At 72.2% G+C, this 14,802-nt stretch carries 18 protein-coding genes and 1 pseudogene; 9 read left to right on the forward strand and 10 right to left on the reverse strand.

Features of this window, described 5'->3' with window-relative positions; genetic code table 11:
* Positions 1–818: hypothetical protein (locus tag Dsi01nite_RS00135; RefSeq protein ID WP_203843877.1), on the reverse strand; the 818-nt coding region annotated here is incomplete at its 3' end.
* Between the two features lie 65 nt (positions 819–883).
* Between Dsi01nite_RS00135 and Dsi01nite_RS00140 the strand changes: the two genes are divergently transcribed.
* Positions 884–1,375, forward strand: a complete 492-nt coding sequence (locus tag Dsi01nite_RS00140; protein WP_203843878.1) for a MarR family winged helix-turn-helix transcriptional regulator — start codon at positions 884–886, stop codon at positions 1,373–1,375.
* A 359-nt stretch (positions 1,376–1,734) separates the two neighbouring features.
* Positions 1,735–1,947 carry a hypothetical protein gene (locus tag Dsi01nite_RS00145; protein ID WP_203843879.1) on the forward strand — a complete coding sequence of 71 codons (213 nt, stop codon included), beginning with the start codon at positions 1,735–1,737 and terminating at the stop codon, positions 1,945–1,947.
* A gap of 32 nt (positions 1,948–1,979) precedes the next feature.
* On the opposite strand, the gene Dsi01nite_RS00150 is transcribed toward Dsi01nite_RS00145, so the two are convergent.
* The gene (locus Dsi01nite_RS00150; RefSeq protein WP_239135571.1) at positions 1,980–2,783 is read right to left on the reverse strand and encodes a class I SAM-dependent methyltransferase; all 804 of its coding nucleotides are present in this window, start codon (positions 2,781–2,783) and stop codon (positions 1,980–1,982) included.
* A 55-nt stretch (positions 2,784–2,838) separates the two neighbouring features.
* Positions 2,839–3,402: a dihydrofolate reductase family protein gene (locus Dsi01nite_RS00155; RefSeq protein WP_203843880.1), complete on the reverse strand. Its 564-nt coding sequence runs from the start codon at positions 3,400–3,402 to the stop codon at positions 2,839–2,841.
* A gap of 118 nt (positions 3,403–3,520) precedes the next feature.
* Between Dsi01nite_RS00155 and Dsi01nite_RS00160 the strand changes: the two genes are divergently transcribed.
* Entirely contained in the window at positions 3,521–4,087 is a 567-nt protein-coding gene (locus Dsi01nite_RS00160) for a dihydrofolate reductase family protein (protein WP_203843881.1), read from the forward strand.
* Here Dsi01nite_RS00160 and Dsi01nite_RS00165 read toward each other — a convergent pair.
* The gene (locus Dsi01nite_RS00165) at positions 4,075–4,815 is read right to left on the reverse strand and encodes a 3-oxoacyl-ACP reductase family protein (protein ID WP_203843882.1); all 741 of its coding nucleotides are present in this window, start codon (positions 4,813–4,815) and stop codon (positions 4,075–4,077) included. The two genes, Dsi01nite_RS00160 and Dsi01nite_RS00165, sit on opposite strands and share 13 nt — an antisense overlap.
* Before the next feature lie 106 nt (positions 4,816–4,921).
* On the opposite strand from Dsi01nite_RS00165, the gene Dsi01nite_RS00170 reads away from it, so the two are divergent.
* Positions 4,922–5,509 (forward strand): TetR/AcrR family transcriptional regulator, encoded by a 588-nt coding sequence (locus tag Dsi01nite_RS00170; protein WP_203843883.1) that lies wholly within the window; start codon positions 4,922–4,924, stop codon positions 5,507–5,509.
* Positions 5,510–5,519: 10 nt separating this feature from the next.
* Here Dsi01nite_RS00170 and Dsi01nite_RS57030 read toward each other — a convergent pair.
* From Dsi01nite_RS57030 to Dsi01nite_RS00180, 3 genes and pseudogenes are all read right to left on the reverse strand, one after another.
* Positions 5,520–6,695, reverse strand: a pseudogene (locus Dsi01nite_RS57030) (MFS transporter); the annotation flags it as partial.
* Complete coding sequence (locus Dsi01nite_RS00175; protein WP_203843884.1) at positions 6,692–7,276, reverse strand: ArsR/SmtB family transcription factor; 585 nt, start codon at positions 7,274–7,276, stop codon at positions 6,692–6,694. The gene Dsi01nite_RS00175 and the pseudogene Dsi01nite_RS57030, both read right to left, overlap by 4 nt.
* 46 nt (positions 7,277–7,322) lie before the next feature.
* Positions 7,323–8,108: a helix-turn-helix transcriptional regulator gene (locus Dsi01nite_RS00180; RefSeq protein WP_239135572.1), complete on the reverse strand. Its 786-nt coding sequence runs from the start codon at positions 8,106–8,108 to the stop codon at positions 7,323–7,325.
* 103 nt (positions 8,109–8,211) lie between these two features.
* Here Dsi01nite_RS00180 and Dsi01nite_RS00185 point away from each other — a divergent pair, with 103 nt between their 5' ends.
* Entirely contained in the window at positions 8,212–8,943 is a 732-nt protein-coding gene (locus Dsi01nite_RS00185) for an SDR family oxidoreductase (RefSeq protein WP_203843886.1), read from the forward strand.
* A gap of 40 nt (positions 8,944–8,983) precedes the next feature.
* Here the strand turns inward: Dsi01nite_RS00185 and Dsi01nite_RS00190 are convergent, their stop codons facing one another.
* Genes Dsi01nite_RS00190 through Dsi01nite_RS00200 form a run of 3 tightly spaced genes read right to left on the reverse strand, consistent with a single transcriptional unit; the run spans position 8,984 to position 11,450 of the window.
* Positions 8,984–9,703 (reverse strand): ABC transporter ATP-binding protein, encoded by a 720-nt coding sequence (locus Dsi01nite_RS00190; RefSeq protein ID WP_203843887.1) that lies wholly within the window; start codon positions 9,701–9,703, stop codon positions 8,984–8,986.
* Positions 9,676–10,488, reverse strand: coding sequence for an ABC transporter permease (locus Dsi01nite_RS00195; RefSeq protein WP_203843888.1), 813 nt, complete (start codon positions 10,486–10,488; stop codon positions 9,676–9,678). Before Dsi01nite_RS00195 ends, Dsi01nite_RS00190 begins: the two co-directional genes overlap by 28 nt.
* On the reverse strand, positions 10,485–11,450 hold the full coding sequence (locus Dsi01nite_RS00200; RefSeq protein WP_203843889.1) for an aliphatic sulfonate ABC transporter substrate-binding protein: 966 nt from the start codon (positions 11,448–11,450) through the stop codon (positions 10,485–10,487). Before Dsi01nite_RS00200 ends, Dsi01nite_RS00195 begins: the two co-directional genes overlap by 4 nt.
* 175 nt (positions 11,451–11,625) lie before the next feature.
* Between Dsi01nite_RS00200 and Dsi01nite_RS00205 the strand changes: the two genes are divergently transcribed.
* The 4 genes from Dsi01nite_RS00205 to Dsi01nite_RS00220 all read left to right on the forward strand — a co-directional run bounded on the left by Dsi01nite_RS00205 (position 11,626) and on the right by Dsi01nite_RS00220 (position 14,768).
* Positions 11,626–12,339 (forward strand): hypothetical protein, encoded by a 714-nt coding sequence (locus tag Dsi01nite_RS00205; protein WP_203843890.1) that lies wholly within the window; start codon positions 11,626–11,628, stop codon positions 12,337–12,339.
* Positions 12,339–13,082: a DUF5995 family protein gene (locus Dsi01nite_RS00210; RefSeq protein ID WP_203843891.1), complete on the forward strand. Its 744-nt coding sequence runs from the start codon at positions 12,339–12,341 to the stop codon at positions 13,080–13,082. The genes Dsi01nite_RS00205 and Dsi01nite_RS00210 overlap by 1 nt, the downstream gene beginning before the upstream one ends.
* Positions 13,083–13,216: 134 nt before the next feature.
* A complete protein-coding gene (locus Dsi01nite_RS00215) occupies positions 13,217–13,507 on the forward strand; it encodes a peptidoglycan-binding protein (RefSeq protein ID WP_239135573.1) in 291 nt (96 codons plus the stop codon).
* 487 nt (positions 13,508–13,994) lie between these two features.
* Complete coding sequence (locus Dsi01nite_RS00220; protein WP_203843892.1) at positions 13,995–14,768, forward strand: hypothetical protein; 774 nt, start codon at positions 13,995–13,997, stop codon at positions 14,766–14,768.
* The last annotated feature ends 34 nt before the right edge of the window (positions 14,769–14,802 follow it).

A 14,802-nucleotide genomic window follows, 5' to 3' on the forward strand; every position in this document is an offset into this window, starting at 1 on the left:
GGCGCCGGTTGCGCGGGCGCGGGTGGTGGGGCGGTCGGGTCGACGCCGTCGATGAAGGCGGTGGCCTGGCGGGCGAGGGCCGTCGCGCCGATCGCGGTGGCCCACCGGGCGATCTCGGTGGCGAGTGCGACCGCGCCCGCCTCGTTGCCCGTGGCGCGGGCGAGGACGGCAAGGAGGAGTTGCTGTGACAGCGTGCCGGGGACGTTGCCGGCCGCGGCGCCGAGTTCGGTCGCGCGGCGCCACCGGTCGAGGGCCGCGTCGTCGTTGCCGGCGTCATGGTCGTGGCCGCCGAGGTGGCGTAGTGCTTCCCGGGCGAGAAGCCCGTCGCCGTGCTCCGGCCCGGCACCGGCCCGGAATGCGGCGTGATAGTGGGCGGGGGCCGCGTCGGGCTGGTCGAGGAGGTTGTCCGCGATCAGGCCCTGATACATCGCCGCCCAGCCCTCGCGCACCGGGTCCGGTGCCGAGGCGCGCAGGTCGGCGGCGCGGCCTCGGACCGCTTCGGCGGACGTGCGGGCCGGTCCGTCCGCCATCAGCAGCGTCCGGTAGTCGTGCCGCAGCTCGACGAACGCGAGATCCCACCGTCCCGCGGCGTCGAGTCCGGCGGCGAGCCGGGTGGCGGTGGTGAGCCGGTCGGCGGTGGTCGCGGTGCCCGCGAACCAGTCCGACTCGACGGACACCTGCGCGGCGGCGAGGGCCAGCAGTGGGTCACCGGGTGGCGCGGCGGCGAGCAGGGCCGCCGCGTCGTGCCACCGCCCGGCGTGGGCAAGGGCACGTGCCGCGGCGGCCAGGGCCTGCCGGGAGACTGCGATGTCGGTCATGAAGATGACGGTAGTAATCAAAAAAACTATTATCAAGAAAACTACCTGGCGCGGCGGGAGCGGCGATGAAGGACGACGTCGAGCAGCACATCGGCATCTGGGGGCGGGAGCTGCCCTGGCTCGACCCGGTCAAGGAGGCCATCTTCATGCGGCTGAGCATCCTCGCCCGGCACACCCAGCAGCTGCGCCGCGACACCCTGGCGGAGGACGGTCTGCCGCACTGGCAGTACAAGATTCTGATGAAGCTGCGGCGGCTGGGTCCGCCGTACGCCGCGAGCCCGTCCGAACTCGCCGACGCGCTCGGGCTGACCCGGGGCGCACTGTCGGCGCGGCTGGCGCCGATGGAGGAGGCCGGACTGATCACCCGCGCCGGCGACACCACCGACCGGCGGCGGGTCCACGTGCGACTGACGGAGGCGGGCAGCGCCGCGTTCGAGCAGCAGGCGGGCCGGGAGGACCACGGCGAGGCGGCCCTGCTGGAGGCGCTCACCGCCGACGAGCGTCTCGTCCTGGCGGACCTGCTGCACCGGCTGGTCCTCGCGGCCGAGGAACGGTGACGCCCGGCCCAAGGCCCGTGTCGAAGCAGGGGTCGGAGCGGCCGGCCGGCCGTCGGGTCAGCGCACATGCTGGAGCTGGCCACCCGCAGTGGCGCCGAGGTGTCGGACACCTTGAAGTACTTCTCCGAGCGGATCTCGGCGACGTTCGTGTATGCCGGATCGATGTCGAACGCGAGGGCCTGTTCTCCGGCACCCGCGGCCGGCAGATAGCCGGACCCGCGCGCAGCCCTCGACATCGGACCGCCGAGCATGACCAGCAGGGCGCTCTGCCGATCACGGTCCGGCCACGCCACGGCGAAACCGTCGAGTCCTACATCCGCAGACTCGCTCGCACACGTTTCCAGGTCGGCGCCCGGACCGTGGCCCTGGCCATCGCATCCTCCGAACCCCCACCCTGGAAACCGCCCACCAAGAAGTCCCTGCTCGGTCTCCCCGCCATCATCGACGCGCGGCTCGAGCGCCGACCCGGCATCTCGGCGCCGCAGATCTGGAAACAGATCCTCGACAACGTCGCCATGGTCGTCAACCAACGGCGGACCTCTTTGGAATCTGGCGCGCCTACCCGTTCTTGACCATGATCGGAGATTTCTCTGGTCGAAGCGATTCACCGGACTCGTTGGGCGATCCTCAGCTCAGTCAGGTAGCGCTTGACAATTTGACCCCCGTAGTCCACGTCGATCAGCCGCGCGATGGAGTTCAGCAGTGCGCTGCGCTGCGCGGCCGGCAAGGCACGGTGTCCGGAGTAGGTCAACAGCAGATCCAGGTAGTCAGCTGTCGAGTACGGCAGCTCCCACTCGTACCGGTAGAACTTCGCAGGCCCGAATCGCCCCGACGAGGTGAGCTCCCGATCGTCTTCGACGATGTCATGGGCGGTCTCAAGACGCAGGCCCGGTGGGGTCGACGGATCGAAGCGCTCGTAGCACTTCTGGGTCTCAGCGAAGAATGCCTCGGTCCAGGTGCCGCCAGCGATGTGGTGGGTCCCCACGGTGGCCAGCAGGCCACCGAGACGCACAGCGTCAGCAGACTTCGACACCCGCACCGCGGGGTCGATCCAGTGAAACGCGGTAGCGGAGAACACCACGTCGAACGGTTCACCGGGCAAGGGCCACTCCTCGAACGCCGCCGTAACGACCTCCACCGCGTCGAACGCGGCAAGATTTCGCCGAGCCACAGCCGCCATGTCCGCGCCCAATTCGACAGCCACAATGCGGTAGCCCCGCTCGGCCAACGGCACGGTCGCCTGCCCGGTGCCACAGCCGATCTCCAGCACCCTTGCCCCAGGCGCTACCCCGGCCGCAGCGAGATCATCAAACATCTGCACCGGGTATCGGGGGCGGGCACGGTCGTAGCGTGCAGCGTCCTCGTTGAAGGTCTCTCGCAACCTCACGTAGTCATTGCCATCGCTCACCAACAGAGACTAAGGCAGGCACGGGACGGCGCGCCCGGATCCCGGTGTGGGTCGGTCAGCCCACCAGGTACGTCAGGTGGGTCGCGTCGGTGGTGTGCCGCGGCTCGAGCGGGGTCAGTGTGACCGGGCCGCCGAGATGTGCGAACAGGGGTGTGCCCGCGCCCAGGAGCACCGGTGCCACGTGCAGGCTGAGCCGGTCGACGAGGCCCGCCCGCAGGGCCTGCTGGATGATGCTCGCCCCGCCCATGACGTGCACGCGACGGTCGCCGGCGACGGTCGCCGCGGCGCGGATCGCCGGCTCGACTCCGCCGGTGACGAAGGTGAACGTCGTCGTGCCACGGGTCACGGGCTCGTGCGGCCGGTGCGTGACGACGAAGACCGGCATACCGTAGAGGCCGTCCTCGTGTTCCCAGCCGCCGGTGGCGTCGTAGACGCGCCGGCTCGTCACGACGGCGCCCGACGCGGCGAACGTGTCCGCGAGCAGTGCCCGGCCGTCCTCCGTCCAGACCCAGGTGTGCAGGCGTTCGCCACCCGCGCCCAGCCCCGGGTGCCCGTCCAGGTCGGGTCCGGTGACGTACCCGTCCACTGACATCGAGATGTTCGCTTCGATCACGGCCATGGTGTCCGGTGTACCGACGCCAGGGCTCGACGAAACATGGAGCGGCGGAGCCGATGAGTGCGGCACTCACCCGTCGTCAGTACGGGGGTAGAGCCGCAGACAACGGAAGGACCGCGCGTTGAACAAGATCGTCTTCATGATGTCGGTGTCACTGGACGGGTATTTCGAGACAGACGGGCACAGTCTTGCCTGGCAGCACATCTCCGAGGAGTTGCACGCCCACTTCAACGAGGAGCTGGGCGCGGCCGGGGCCATGCTCAACGGCCGGGTCACCTACGAGCTCATGGCGAAGTCCTGGCCGCGTGCCGACGAGGACCCGGCCGCGCCGAAGGTCGTCGCGGAGTTCGCCCGGATCTGGCGCGACCTGCCGAAGGTCGCGTACTCCCGCACTCTGCGGGAGGCCGGCTGGAACACCACGATCGTCCGCGAGGTCGTGCCCGCCGAGGTCGAGGCGCTCCGGGGAGCGGCCGGCGGTGACCTGTTCATCGGCGGCCCCGACCTGCTGAGCACGTTCCAGCGCCTCGACCTCGTGGACGAGTACCGCATCTACGTGCACCCCGCCGTCATCGGCGCGGGCAACCCGCTCTTCCGCCCCGGCACGACCCTCGACCTCACGCTGACCGGGACGCGCCAGTTCGCCAACGGGGTGGTGCTGCTGCGGTACCGGCCGGCTCAGGCCGAGTAGCCGCCGTCAGCGTTCAGCGTCGCACCGGTGACGTAGGACGACTCGGGCCCGGCGAGGTAGGCGACGAGGCTCGCCACCTCGGCCGGGCTGCCGTACCGGTCGACGGCGATGTGCGGGCGGGTGAACCCGGCGAACGGCCCGTCGGCTGGGTTCATGGCCGTGTCGACGGGGCCGGGCTGCACGGTGTTGACGGTGATGCCGCGCGGCCCGACCTCGCGCGCCAGGGCTCTGGTGAACCCCGCGATGCCGGCCTTCGTGAGGGCGTACACGCTGCCGCCGCCGAAGTGCACGCGGTCGGCGTTGACGCTGCCGATCGTGATGATCCGGCCGCCGGCCCCGAGGTGTCGCAGCGCCTCCTGGCTGGCGGTGAAGACGCCGGTCAGGTTGACCGCGACCGAACGGTCGTAGACCTCGTCGGGCAGGTCCCCGATCGGCGCGACGACGGCGACGCCCGCGTTGTTGACCAGGATGTCGAGCCGGCCGAAGCGGTCGACCACCTGCCGCACCCCCTCGCGGACCGCCGCCCGGTCGCCGGAGTCCACCCGCAGCGCCACCGCCCGGCCGCCGGAGCCGGTGATCTCCTTCGCGACGAGTTCCGCGGTTTCATTGCTGCCGTGGTACGTCAATGCCACCGCTGCCCCTTCGGCGGCGAGCCGCCGGGCGATGCCTTCACCGATGCCGCGCGAGCCGCCGGTCACGATCGCGACCTTGCCGTCGAGCTGTCCCATGGTCGTACCCCCTCCTGATTTTTGAATGCCCATTCAACATGTCATGCGGGACGCCGCCGCGTCAGTGATATATTGATCACACGTTCAAGAAGTGGGGTGGCGGGTCATGGCGATGGGCAGGCCGCGCGGGTTCGACCCCGACGCGGTGGTCGACGCGGCCGTCGAGGTGTTCTGGCGCAAGGGTTACGAGGGCGCGAGCATGGCCGACCTGTGCGCCGCGACCGGCCTGCGACCCGGGAGCGTCTACGCGGCGTACGGCTCGAAGCTCGGCCTCTTCAGCGCCGCCGTCGACCGGTACGTCGACACCGTGTTCGCCTACGGGATGACCGCCCTGGACGCGCCGACGGCCGCCGAGGTCGTGCGCACGTGGCTGCTCGGGTCCGTGGAGGCGACGACCGGAGCGACGACCCCGGCCGGGTGCCTGCTGGTCCAGGGCGCGCTCGCCACGGGCGAGTCGGCGGCCGAGGCGCGGGAGGTCCTGGCGGCGAAGCGCCGGGCCGGCGAGCGGGTCCTGGCGCGGCGGCTGGCTAGGGCGCGTTCCGCAGGTGATCTTCCCGCGGACGCCGATCCGGAGCTGATCGCGCGGTTCGTGCTGACGGTCGCGGAAGGGATCGCGGTGCAGGCGGCGTCCGGGGTGAGCCGGGCCGCACTGCTCGCGGTGGTTGATCTGGCGACGGCGCGGCCGCCGTGGTGAGGTCGTCCGCCGGTGGCCGGACCCGGGCCAGCAGGGCGGCGGCCAGCAGCAGCGCGACGCTCTCGGCGGCGAGGATGAGCCGGTAGTCGAGGACCGCGAGGAGGGCCGCCCCGGCCGCGATGCCGGCGGTCTGCGGTCCGGTGGCGCAGACCTCGAAGGCGGCGTACACCCGGCCCTGCAGGTGCAACGGCGCCATGCGCTGCAACAGCGTGATGATGGCGATGGCGACCCACGGCAGGGCGGCCCCGGCGACCACGTTGCCGGCGAGCACGGCGGGCAGCGACGGCATCGCCACCAGCAGCGGCGCGGCCGCGAAGACCCCGAGCGCCACGACGGTCGTGCGGACCTCACCGAAGCGGCGGATCGCGGCCGCCGCGGACAGGCCACCGGCGATGGCGCCGAGGCCCTGGACCATCTGGGTCACCCCGGCGAACTGCGGCGGGCGGTGCAGCCCGAGGCCGATCACGGCGTACATGGTGGAACCGCCGAGACCGACGGCGAGGGTGGCGACGGCACTGGCGACGGTGAGCCGGCGCAGCTGGGACGTGCCGCCGACGAACCGGAAGCCCGCGCCGATCTCCTTGACCACGCCCTGTTTCCGGGTCCGGCCCTCGCGCTTGCTCTCGGTGCTCGGCAGGCTCGCCACGAGGGCGGCGGCGACGACGAACGTGGCCATGTCCAGCAGGGCCACCGCATGACCACCGAGCAGGCCGAACAGTCCCGCACCGGCAAGCGGGGCGAGGACCCGCAGCCCCTCCTGGGTGGTGCGCAGGGCGGCGTTCGCGTCCGTGCGCAGCTCCGCCGGCAGCAGCGTGACCAGCAGCGCCGACTGCGCGGGCGCGATGAGCATGCTGAGCCCGCCGTGCAGGAACATCACCAGGTAGATGAGCCACACGTCCTCGCGGCCGTCGACGAACAGCAGCGGCGCGAGCATCGCCGCGCCCGCGAGATTCGCCCAGACCAGCAGCGGCCCGCGGCGCACCCGGTCAACGAGCAGCCCCAGCAACGGCGCCAGCACCGCCGGCGCGGTGAAGCACAGGAACGTCAGCGCCGCCGCGGTGTCGCTGCCGGTCAGGGTCTTCACCCAGATGCCGCAGGCCAGCCACATCGCGCTGTCACCGAGCAGGGACAGCGCCTGCGCGGACAGGTACCGCCGGGCCGCGCGGTGCCGCAGCAGCCGCCTCATGATCCCTCCCGCGGCGGCTTGTCGACCGGGTACACCCCGTAGAACGTCTCGACGGGCAGGGCACCCTCGGGCTGCTCGGTGCGCCCCGCCCACCGGGTGCGGAACCGTTCGGTGACCTCCTGGTACGCGGCCGCGAGCTCGGCCGTCTCCGCCGCGGTCAGGTGCAGGATCGAGGTGTGCCCCCGCGCCGCCGCCTGCCACTGCGGTGAGTACGTCGGCGCCGCGTCGACGAACCGCCGGATCCGCGCCACCTGCCGGTCCAGCAGTACGTGGTCGAGGACCTGCACCGCGCGCGTGAACTCCGGATTGTCCGGCTGCGCGGGCGCGCTCCAGCCGACGTGAGTGAGCCGCCACGGTCTGGCCCGCCCGCGCCCACCGCCGGTCTCCTCGACGAAGCCGTACCGCGCCAGCTGGCGCAGGTGGAACGAGCAGGTGGTCGGCGACTCGTCGATCAGTTCGCCGGCCTGCGTGGCGGTCAGCGGCCCGGTCAGCAGCGCCTCGAGCAGTGCCAGCCGGACGGGGTGGCTCAGCGCGCGCAGGCTCCGCGCGTCGGACAGCGTGCGGCTCTTCTCGTCAGTCACGCCTTCGAGAGTATTCTCTCGAGAACTATCTGTCGAGAGAAGTCTCTTATTGAGGAGTCAGCAGCCGCAGCGCGGCGTGGTCGGGGGTGTCCGGGTCCACCTGGAACGTGACGAACCGCTGCCCGTCGACGGCGGTCAGGATCTCCGACGTCAGCTCGAGCCGGCCGGCCCGCGGATGTTGGAACGTCCGCCGCGCACCGCTCTTCTCCCGCACGTCGTAGTGCGCCCACAGGTCCGCGAACCGCGCGCTGTCCCGGCTGAGTCCCGCCACGAGCGCGGACCGCGCCGGGCTGTCGTCGATCGACCGCAGGTGCGCCACGCAGTCCTCCGCCATCCGCTGCCACGACACGAACACCTCGCGGGCGTTCGGGTGCGTGAACACGTACTCGACCAGGTTCCCCGGCACGGTCAGGCCGGCGAGCAGGCTCCCGCCCTCGGGGTTGGCCGCGAGCAGGTCGCTGGTCTGGCTCAGCACGTAGGCCGGTGTCGGCCGCACCATCTCCAGCAGCCGGGCGAGGGCGGACCGGACCACCATCGGCTCCGCCGCTCCGCCCTTTCGGGGCGCGTCGGCGTGCGCCAGCCGGTGCAGGTGGGACCGCTCGTCGTCGTCGAGTCGCAGCACCGTGGCGAGCGCGTCAAGCACGGCCCGCCCCGGATTGGTGTCCCGCCCCCGCTCCAGCCGGGTGTAGTAGTCGACGCTCACCCCGGCGAGCGCGGCCAGCTCCTCCCGGCGCAGTCCCGGCGTCTGCCGCCGCCCCGCCCCGGCGGGCAGCCCGACCTCCGCGGGGGTGACCCGGCCACGACGGTTGCGCAGGAAGTCCCCGAGAGCCACCAGGTCATTCTGCAACGCCGCCCGGCCACTGGGGGTGGCCCTGCCAGGGCCCCTCCTGAGCCGGTTCTCCCGCCCGGGCCGCGAGCGCGTGAGGCTGATGGACATGACGAACCAGCACGTACTCGTGATCGGCGGCAGCTCCGGGATGGGCCTGGCGCTCGCCGCCCGCCTGCTGCGCACCGGCCACCGGGTGACCATCGCCGGCCGCTCCGCCGCCCGCCTCGCCACCGCCCACCAGGAGCTCATCGCCCCGGACGGCGCGGCGGCCGGGCGGCTGGCGACGGTCCAGGTCGACGTCGGGGTGGAGGAACAGGTGGCGGCTCTCGCCGGTGCGCCCTACGACCACGTGGTCGTGACGGCGGTCGACGCGGTCGGCGCGTACGCCCCGCTGCCCGCGTTCACCGTCGAGGCGGCCCGTACGGTGCTCACCACGAAGATCCTCGGCCCCTGGCTCGTGGCGAAGCACCTCGGCACCGCCCTGCCGGCCGGTGGCTCCCTGGTCTTCACCTCGGGCGCCGCCGCGTATCGCCCCGGGCCCGGCGCCAGCATGATCGCCACCGCCAACGGGGCCCTGGAGTCCCTGGCCCGGTCCCTCGCGCTGGAACTGGCACCGGTCCGGGTCAACGTCGTCTCGCCCGGCTGGGTCGACACGCCCATATGGGACACCCTCGCCGGCGACGCGAAGGACGAACGGTTCGCCGCGATGGCGGCCCGCCTGCCCACCGGTCGCGTCGGCACCCCCGACGACATCGCCCAGGCCATGGTCGCCCTGATGGACAACGGTTTCATCACCGGCACCGTCCTGCACGTCGACGGCGGCCACCGCCTCGTCTGACGGTCGGGAAGCTTTCCCGGTGATCGAAGGACGCGGCTGGTCAGGACGGGGACGCCGGGACGTTGAGCAGGCCGAGCAGCACCCGGCGTTCCGCGCCGAAACCAGGGGCGTCCACGGCCCGCGGCTGCGGCAGCGTCACCGGCCGGTCCTCCGCGATCCGGCCGCCGTCCAGGACCAGGACCCGGTCGGCGAGCAGCAGCGCCTCGTCGACGTCGTGCGTGACGAACAGGGCCGCGAACCCGTGCGTCGCGCGCAACCGGCCGAACAGGACCTGCATCCGCAGGCGGGTGAGCGCGTCCAGGGCACCGAACGGCTCGTCGAGCAGGAGGAGGTCGGGCTCGCGGACCAGCGCCCGGGCAAACGCGACCCGCTGCGCCTGGCCGCCGGAGAGCTCGGCCGGCCAGGCGTCGCGGCGGTCGGCGAGACCGACCTCGGTCAGGGCGGCGTCGACGCGTTCGCGCAGGGAGCCGCCGCGCACGCCGAGGGCGACGTTGGCGGCGACGCGCTTCCACGGCAGCAGCCGGTGCTCCTGGAAGACGACCGCCGTCGAGCCGGTCGTGGTGACCGAGCCGGTCGCTTCGCCGTCGAGGCCCGCGAGGATGCGCAGCAGGGTGCTCTTGCCGGAGCCGCTGCCGCCGAGCAGCGCGACGACCTCGCCGGCGCCGATGGTGAGGTCGACGCCGTCCAGGACGACGGTGTCGCCGAAGGAGCGCCGGACGCCCCGCGCGACGCTCACCTGGCTCGCAGTCCGTGCCGCCATGCCAGGAGCCTCCTCTCGCCGAGTCGCAGCAGCAGGTCGGAGAGCAGGCCGAGCAGCGCGTACGCGACCAGTCCCAGGACCACCACGTCGGTCTGGCTGAACTCGCGTGCCTCCATCATCATGAACCCGAGGCCGCCCTGCCCGTTGACCTGCTCGCCGACCACGAGGCTGAGCCAGCCGGCGGCGAAAGCGAGCCGCACGCCGAGGAACAGCGACGGCAGCGCGCCCGGCACCACGACGTGCCGGACCCGTTCCAGGGCGGTCAGTCCGCAGGTGCGGGCGGCCTCGACGAGCCGCTCGTCGATGTTGCGGATGCCGGAAAACGTGTTGAGGTAGATCGGGAAGAACGCGCCGAGCGCCACGAGGGTCACCTTCAGCGACTCGCCGATGCCGACCCAGATGATGAGCAGCGGCACCAGGCCGAGGTGCGGCAGCATCCGGGCCATCTGCACGGTCGGGTCGACCAGGTCGTCGCCGAGGCGGACCAGCCCGGCGAGGGTGCCCAGCGCGAGGCCGAGCAGCCCGCCGATGAGCAGCCCGAGGACGGCCCGCTGGACGGAGTCGAGCAGGTACTCACCGAGGGTGCCCTCCAGTGCCAGCCGCCAGCCGGTCGCGATGACCGTGCTCGGTGCGGGCAGCTTGTCCGGGTCGAGCAGCCCGCCGCGGACGCCGCCCTCCCACGCGGCGAGCAGGACCAGCGGGGTCACCGCTCGGAGCCAGCGCCGGCGGGAGACGACCGGCCGGGCCGGCTTCACGAGCACGGGGCGGTCCAGCAGCGCGGTCACCGCAGGATGTCCGAGAACTGCTCGTCGATGCGGCCCTTGATGTCCACCTTGCCGGGGATCAGCTGCAGCTCGGTGAACCCGTCGGCGATCTGCTGCAGCTCGTCGCCGATGGCCGCGTCGATCGCGGCCAGGGGCTGGGCGCTGCGGTCCAGGGCGCGGCGGGCGACGTCCTCGGGGATGTTGAGCTCCGGCGCGAGGATCTTCACGCGCTCGTCGGGGTGGCCGATGCCCCAGTCGGTGACCTCGCGGTAGGTCTTGAGGAACTCGCGGATCTTGCCCGGCTTCGACTTCAGCGCCTGCGGCGACACCAGCAGGTACTCACGGTTGTTGGCCAGGCCGGTCGCGTCGACGAGCACCTTCACGCCGGGCGTCTCGGCGAGGGAGAAGTACGGGTCCCAGATGATCCACGCGTCGACCTGGTCGTTGTCGAACGCGGGGCGGGCGTCGGCGGGCTTGAGGTACTGCACGTCGATGTCCTTGATGGTCATGCCGTTCGCTTCGAGCAGGCGCACGAGCAGCCAGTTGACGTTCGAGCCCTTGTTCAGCGCGACCTTCTTGCCCTTGAGGTCCTTGAAGGAGGTGTACCCCTTGCTCGCCTTGACCAGGACGGCCTCACCCTTGGGCACCGGCTTCGAGGTACCGATGATCTTGAAGTCGATCTTCCCGGCGGCGGCGAAGATCGGCGGGGCCTCGCCCACCTGCCCGATGTCGATGGCGCCGGCCTTGATCCCCTCGGTGAGCGCCGGCCCGCTCTCGAACAGCGACCACGTGGTGCCGGCGGCCTCGGCCTTGCGCGCCTTGACCAGGCTCAGCCCGCCGAAGCGCTGGTACCCCACCTTCAACGGCTCCTCGGCCGCGCCGGGCTTCGCGGCGGCCGGCTCCTTGTCGGCGGCGCACCCCGCAGCCAGGGTGGTGCCGAGCAGGACCAGGACACCGGCCAGGACGACCGAGAGCCGACGCATCGATGACGCTCCTCATTGACGGACTTATGTGGCGGCACTATACCCACTACACCTACTGGTTGACTAGGATTAGCTTGAATGGCTTGCGGTTCTGCCGCACACTGCGACCGTGACCTCACTCGCCGCACCGGGTAGCGCACAACCCAGACGAACGGCCACCATCGCCGTGGCGGCCATGGCAGCGGTGGTGCTGGCCTGGCTGGCCGCGGCGTGGCAGTGGCATGACACGTGGCTGGCCAACCCGGCGCTCGAAGTCATCTACTTCCTGCCGCCGCTCGTGTTCCCCGTGGTCGCGATAGTCCATTACCTGCGGTACTTCATCGGCCGGCGACCCGTGGAGTTCGAGGTGCGCGACGGCGCGTTCGTCGCACCACCGGCCTATCAGGTGCTGGCGGGGATGGCGATGACGCTGCTGGCCGGCGGCACCGTGTCCGCCGGGTTCTTCCTGTGGCCACCGTCGACCGACGTCCCGCAGCACCTGCTCGTGTTCGGGCGGATCACCGTGGTGGGCGTCCTGTTCGCGTGGCTGCTGTTGATCGTCGCGTTCGCCCGCGGCACCGGACGGATCCTGATGCGCCCCGAGGGCCTGCGGGTCACGTACGCGTACGGCACCCGCGACATCCCGTGGGACGCCATCTCCGCCGGCCCGTCACGGTCGGCGGCGGTCGTGGAACCGACGGTGCGGATCGGCCGGCCGGACCTCGTGCGCTCCACCGGCCTCGCCCGCCGCCACCCCGGGAAGGCGTTCCTGCCGGCCGGCCACGCCTGGATCCGGCGCGAGTTCCTGCTCGACGCGATCAACTACTACCTGGCGACCCCCGCCGCGCGGGACACCATCGGCACCAGCGAGGGGTACACGCACCTGCGCCGCGTCCTGCGGGCCGACTGATGGACGACGCCGTCGCCGCGGTCATCGCCAGGATGGAGGACGGGCTGGCCCAGATGAAGCCCGAGGACGCCCGCCGCCACTTCCACGGCACGTACCTGCGCACCACCCGCGCTGTCGCCGAGGAGATCGAGCGGGGTGGCTTCCTCGACGCCGCCTGGCTCAACCGGTGGGACGTCGCGTTCGCGGACCTGTACCTGGACGCCCTGGACGCCGACCTCGCCGGCGGGCCGGTGCCCCGGCCGTGGCGGATCGCGTTCGACACCGCCCGGGACCGGCCCGAGCTGCCGGCGCTGCGGCACGTCCTGCTCGGCATGAACGCGCACATCAACTACGACCTGCCGCAGTCGCTCATCGCGGTGATCGACCCGGCCGAGTTCGACGACCCGGCCGTGCGCGCCGCCCGCGAGCGCGACCACACCCACGTCGACACGGTCCTGCTCGCCAGGGTCGGCGCCGAGGAGGCCGAGGGCCGCGCCGCCAACCGCCCCAGCCTCCTGGACCGGATCCTCGCGCCGGCGAACCGGGCCGCGACCCGGCGGCTGCTCACCGAGGCACGGGCGAAGGTGTGGCGCAACACCACGGTGCTGGACGCGGCCCGTCGGACCGGAGCATCGTCGTACGCGGGAGCCATCCGCCAACTCGAGGACGCCTCGGCGGCGAAACTCGCCACGCTCGTCGCGCCGGGGCAGGTCCTGCTGCGGCTGGCCCGCACCGGATTCGGCGTCCTCATCCCCGGCGCCTAGGGTCAACGCAGGGATGGTCGGCAGGGAAGCCCCGACACGAATCCCAGGCGGGCACGGCCACTCAGGGCAAACTCAGGGTCGACCGGCAGGAAAGCCCTGACGCGGTGGACCGACTCGCGGATCACACTTGAGCCATGACCGTTCGCCGTACCTTGCAGGCCGTCGGCGCCGCGCTCGCCGGGGCCGTCAGCGCACCCGACGCCGCCGCGCCGCCCGCCGACCCGCGCGCGGTGCGCGCCCTCCTCGCCGACATCGGCCTGCTGCACCCCCGCGCCCCCGAGTCCGACGTGCCGCTCACGCTGTGCCGCTTCCAGGCCAGGGCCGGGCTCACCATCGACGGGGTCGCCGGGCCGCGGACCGTGCAGGCGCTCACCCGCGCCGCCCGCGAGGCCCGCCACATCCGGTCCCTGGGCCTGGCCGCCTGAGGTTCAACGCCTCGGTGCCTTAGCCTCGATCCACCGATGATCTTTGGTTCGGTGACCGGCGTAATCGGTCCCGTTCGGCAGTCACCCTGTCACCGTGCGTCCGCGCCCGGTCCGCTCACAATCCGCCGGACGGCCATCCGGGACCGGCCGACAGACCCGGTGGCGACTGACGTTCTTCCCGGCCGGGAACCGCCGCCCGGCACCCGCGCGGGGGCAGTGCGGGCCGTGGATCTCCAGACGCGCACCGTCCGCAGCTACCACATGACCAGCGGCGCCGGGATCGGCGGGCTGACGCTGCGGCCTGGCCGCCGCGTTGCAGGTCGGGCTCATCACCGCCATGCTCAGCTGCGCATGATCAGGCGTGCGGCGGATGGACGACCGGCGATCCGAAGAGCACTGGTCGGCCTCGACTATCATCGACGGTGGCGAGTGCATGCCCGCGGGCGGTGGCCGTCATCCCCTGGGGAGGGTTCGACCGGTGCGACCGATGGACTTTCATGCGGTGCAAGGCAGCGACACGGCACTGGCGAAGCTCGTCCAGGAGCCGGCGGAGCTGGAGGCTCGGCTCGGGCTCACGTTTCTCGAGGTCGACAGCCAGCTCGGGCCGTCGTTGTTCGCGTTCGGGCAGCTGGCCGACGGCACCGTCATCGGGTTCAACCGGCTGATCAGCCTGGACCGGCATCCGGGCACCGAGCTGTACCAGTACGCGGATCGCCGCCCAGTGGACGTGGTGACCGAGCTGCTGTTCGAGACCGGGCTCAGTCACGACGACGTGAGCTGGATGACCGCCCCGCCGCTGGCGGAGGACGAGCGGCTGTGGGCGCGTTCCCGCGCTGAGGCGGACACCTACCTCCGTCTGCAGCACCCGCAGGGCTGTCCCGTGGATCCGGTGGAAGTGCCGGTCGACGGTCACACCGTGCTGCGGTGCGGCGACATCGAGATCTATCTGCGCCCACCGCCGGACCGGCACGACCCGGTGCCGCCGTCCACGATCACCGATCCCGGTAGTTGGCTGTCGGTCGCCTTCGAGCTGGACGCGGCGGCGGCGCACCGGGAGGCGGCCGAGGCGGTCCGAGAGGCGCTGCGGTTCCTGCCGCCCGGCGCCGACGAGCTGCCGGTGCGGATGTTCTGGACGCCGCTCGGTCTGCGCATGCTGCGACAGCACCCGGGCCAGTTCAGCCGGGCCGCGCTGCAGGCGAGGCTCGCGGCGTTGGAGGCGGCCGCCCGGCAGGTCGAGCATGCCCACGGCCGGTCGTCGTGAGCGGCGACGCCGCGCCACGGTCCCGGTCGGAGCG

This window comes from Dactylosporangium siamense (assembly GCF_016862795.1).
GTDB lineage: Bacteria > Actinomycetota > Actinomycetes > Mycobacteriales > Micromonosporaceae > Dactylosporangium > Dactylosporangium siamense.

What these genes read in the sequence shown, in the direction of transcription:
- Dsi01nite_RS00140 (WP_203843878.1), top strand. Translation starts at nt 884, where the DNA reads ATGAAGGACGACGTCGAGCAGCACATCGGCATCTGGGGGCGGGAGCTG.
- Dsi01nite_RS00155 (WP_203843880.1), bottom strand. Translation starts at nt 3,402, where the DNA reads ATGGCCGTGATCGAAGCGAACATCTCGATGTCAGTGGACGGGTACGTC.
- Dsi01nite_RS00165 (WP_203843882.1), bottom strand. Translation starts at nt 4,815, where the DNA reads ATGGGACAGCTCGACGGCAAGGTCGCGATCGTGACCGGCGGCTCGCGC.
- Dsi01nite_RS00170 (WP_203843883.1), top strand. Translation starts at nt 4,922, where the DNA reads ATGGCGATGGGCAGGCCGCGCGGGTTCGACCCCGACGCGGTGGTCGAC.
- Dsi01nite_RS00185 (WP_203843886.1), top strand. Translation starts at nt 8,212, where the DNA reads ATGACGAACCAGCACGTACTCGTGATCGGCGGCAGCTCCGGGATGGGC.
- Dsi01nite_RS00190 (WP_203843887.1), bottom strand. Translation starts at nt 9,703, where the DNA reads ATGGCGGCACGGACTGCGAGCCAGGTGAGCGTCGCGCGGGGCGTCCGG.
- Dsi01nite_RS00200 (WP_203843889.1), bottom strand. Translation starts at nt 11,450, where the DNA reads ATGCGTCGGCTCTCGGTCGTCCTGGCCGGTGTCCTGGTCCTGCTCGGC.
- Dsi01nite_RS00205 (WP_203843890.1), top strand. Translation starts at nt 11,626, where the DNA reads ATGGCAGCGGTGGTGCTGGCCTGGCTGGCCGCGGCGTGGCAGTGGCAT.
- Dsi01nite_RS00210 (WP_203843891.1), top strand. Translation starts at nt 12,339, where the DNA reads ATGGACGACGCCGTCGCCGCGGTCATCGCCAGGATGGAGGACGGGCTG.
- Dsi01nite_RS00215 (WP_239135573.1), top strand. Translation starts at nt 13,217, where the DNA reads ATGACCGTTCGCCGTACCTTGCAGGCCGTCGGCGCCGCGCTCGCCGGG.
- Dsi01nite_RS00220 (WP_203843892.1), top strand. Translation starts at nt 13,995, where the DNA reads ATGGACTTTCATGCGGTGCAAGGCAGCGACACGGCACTGGCGAAGCTC.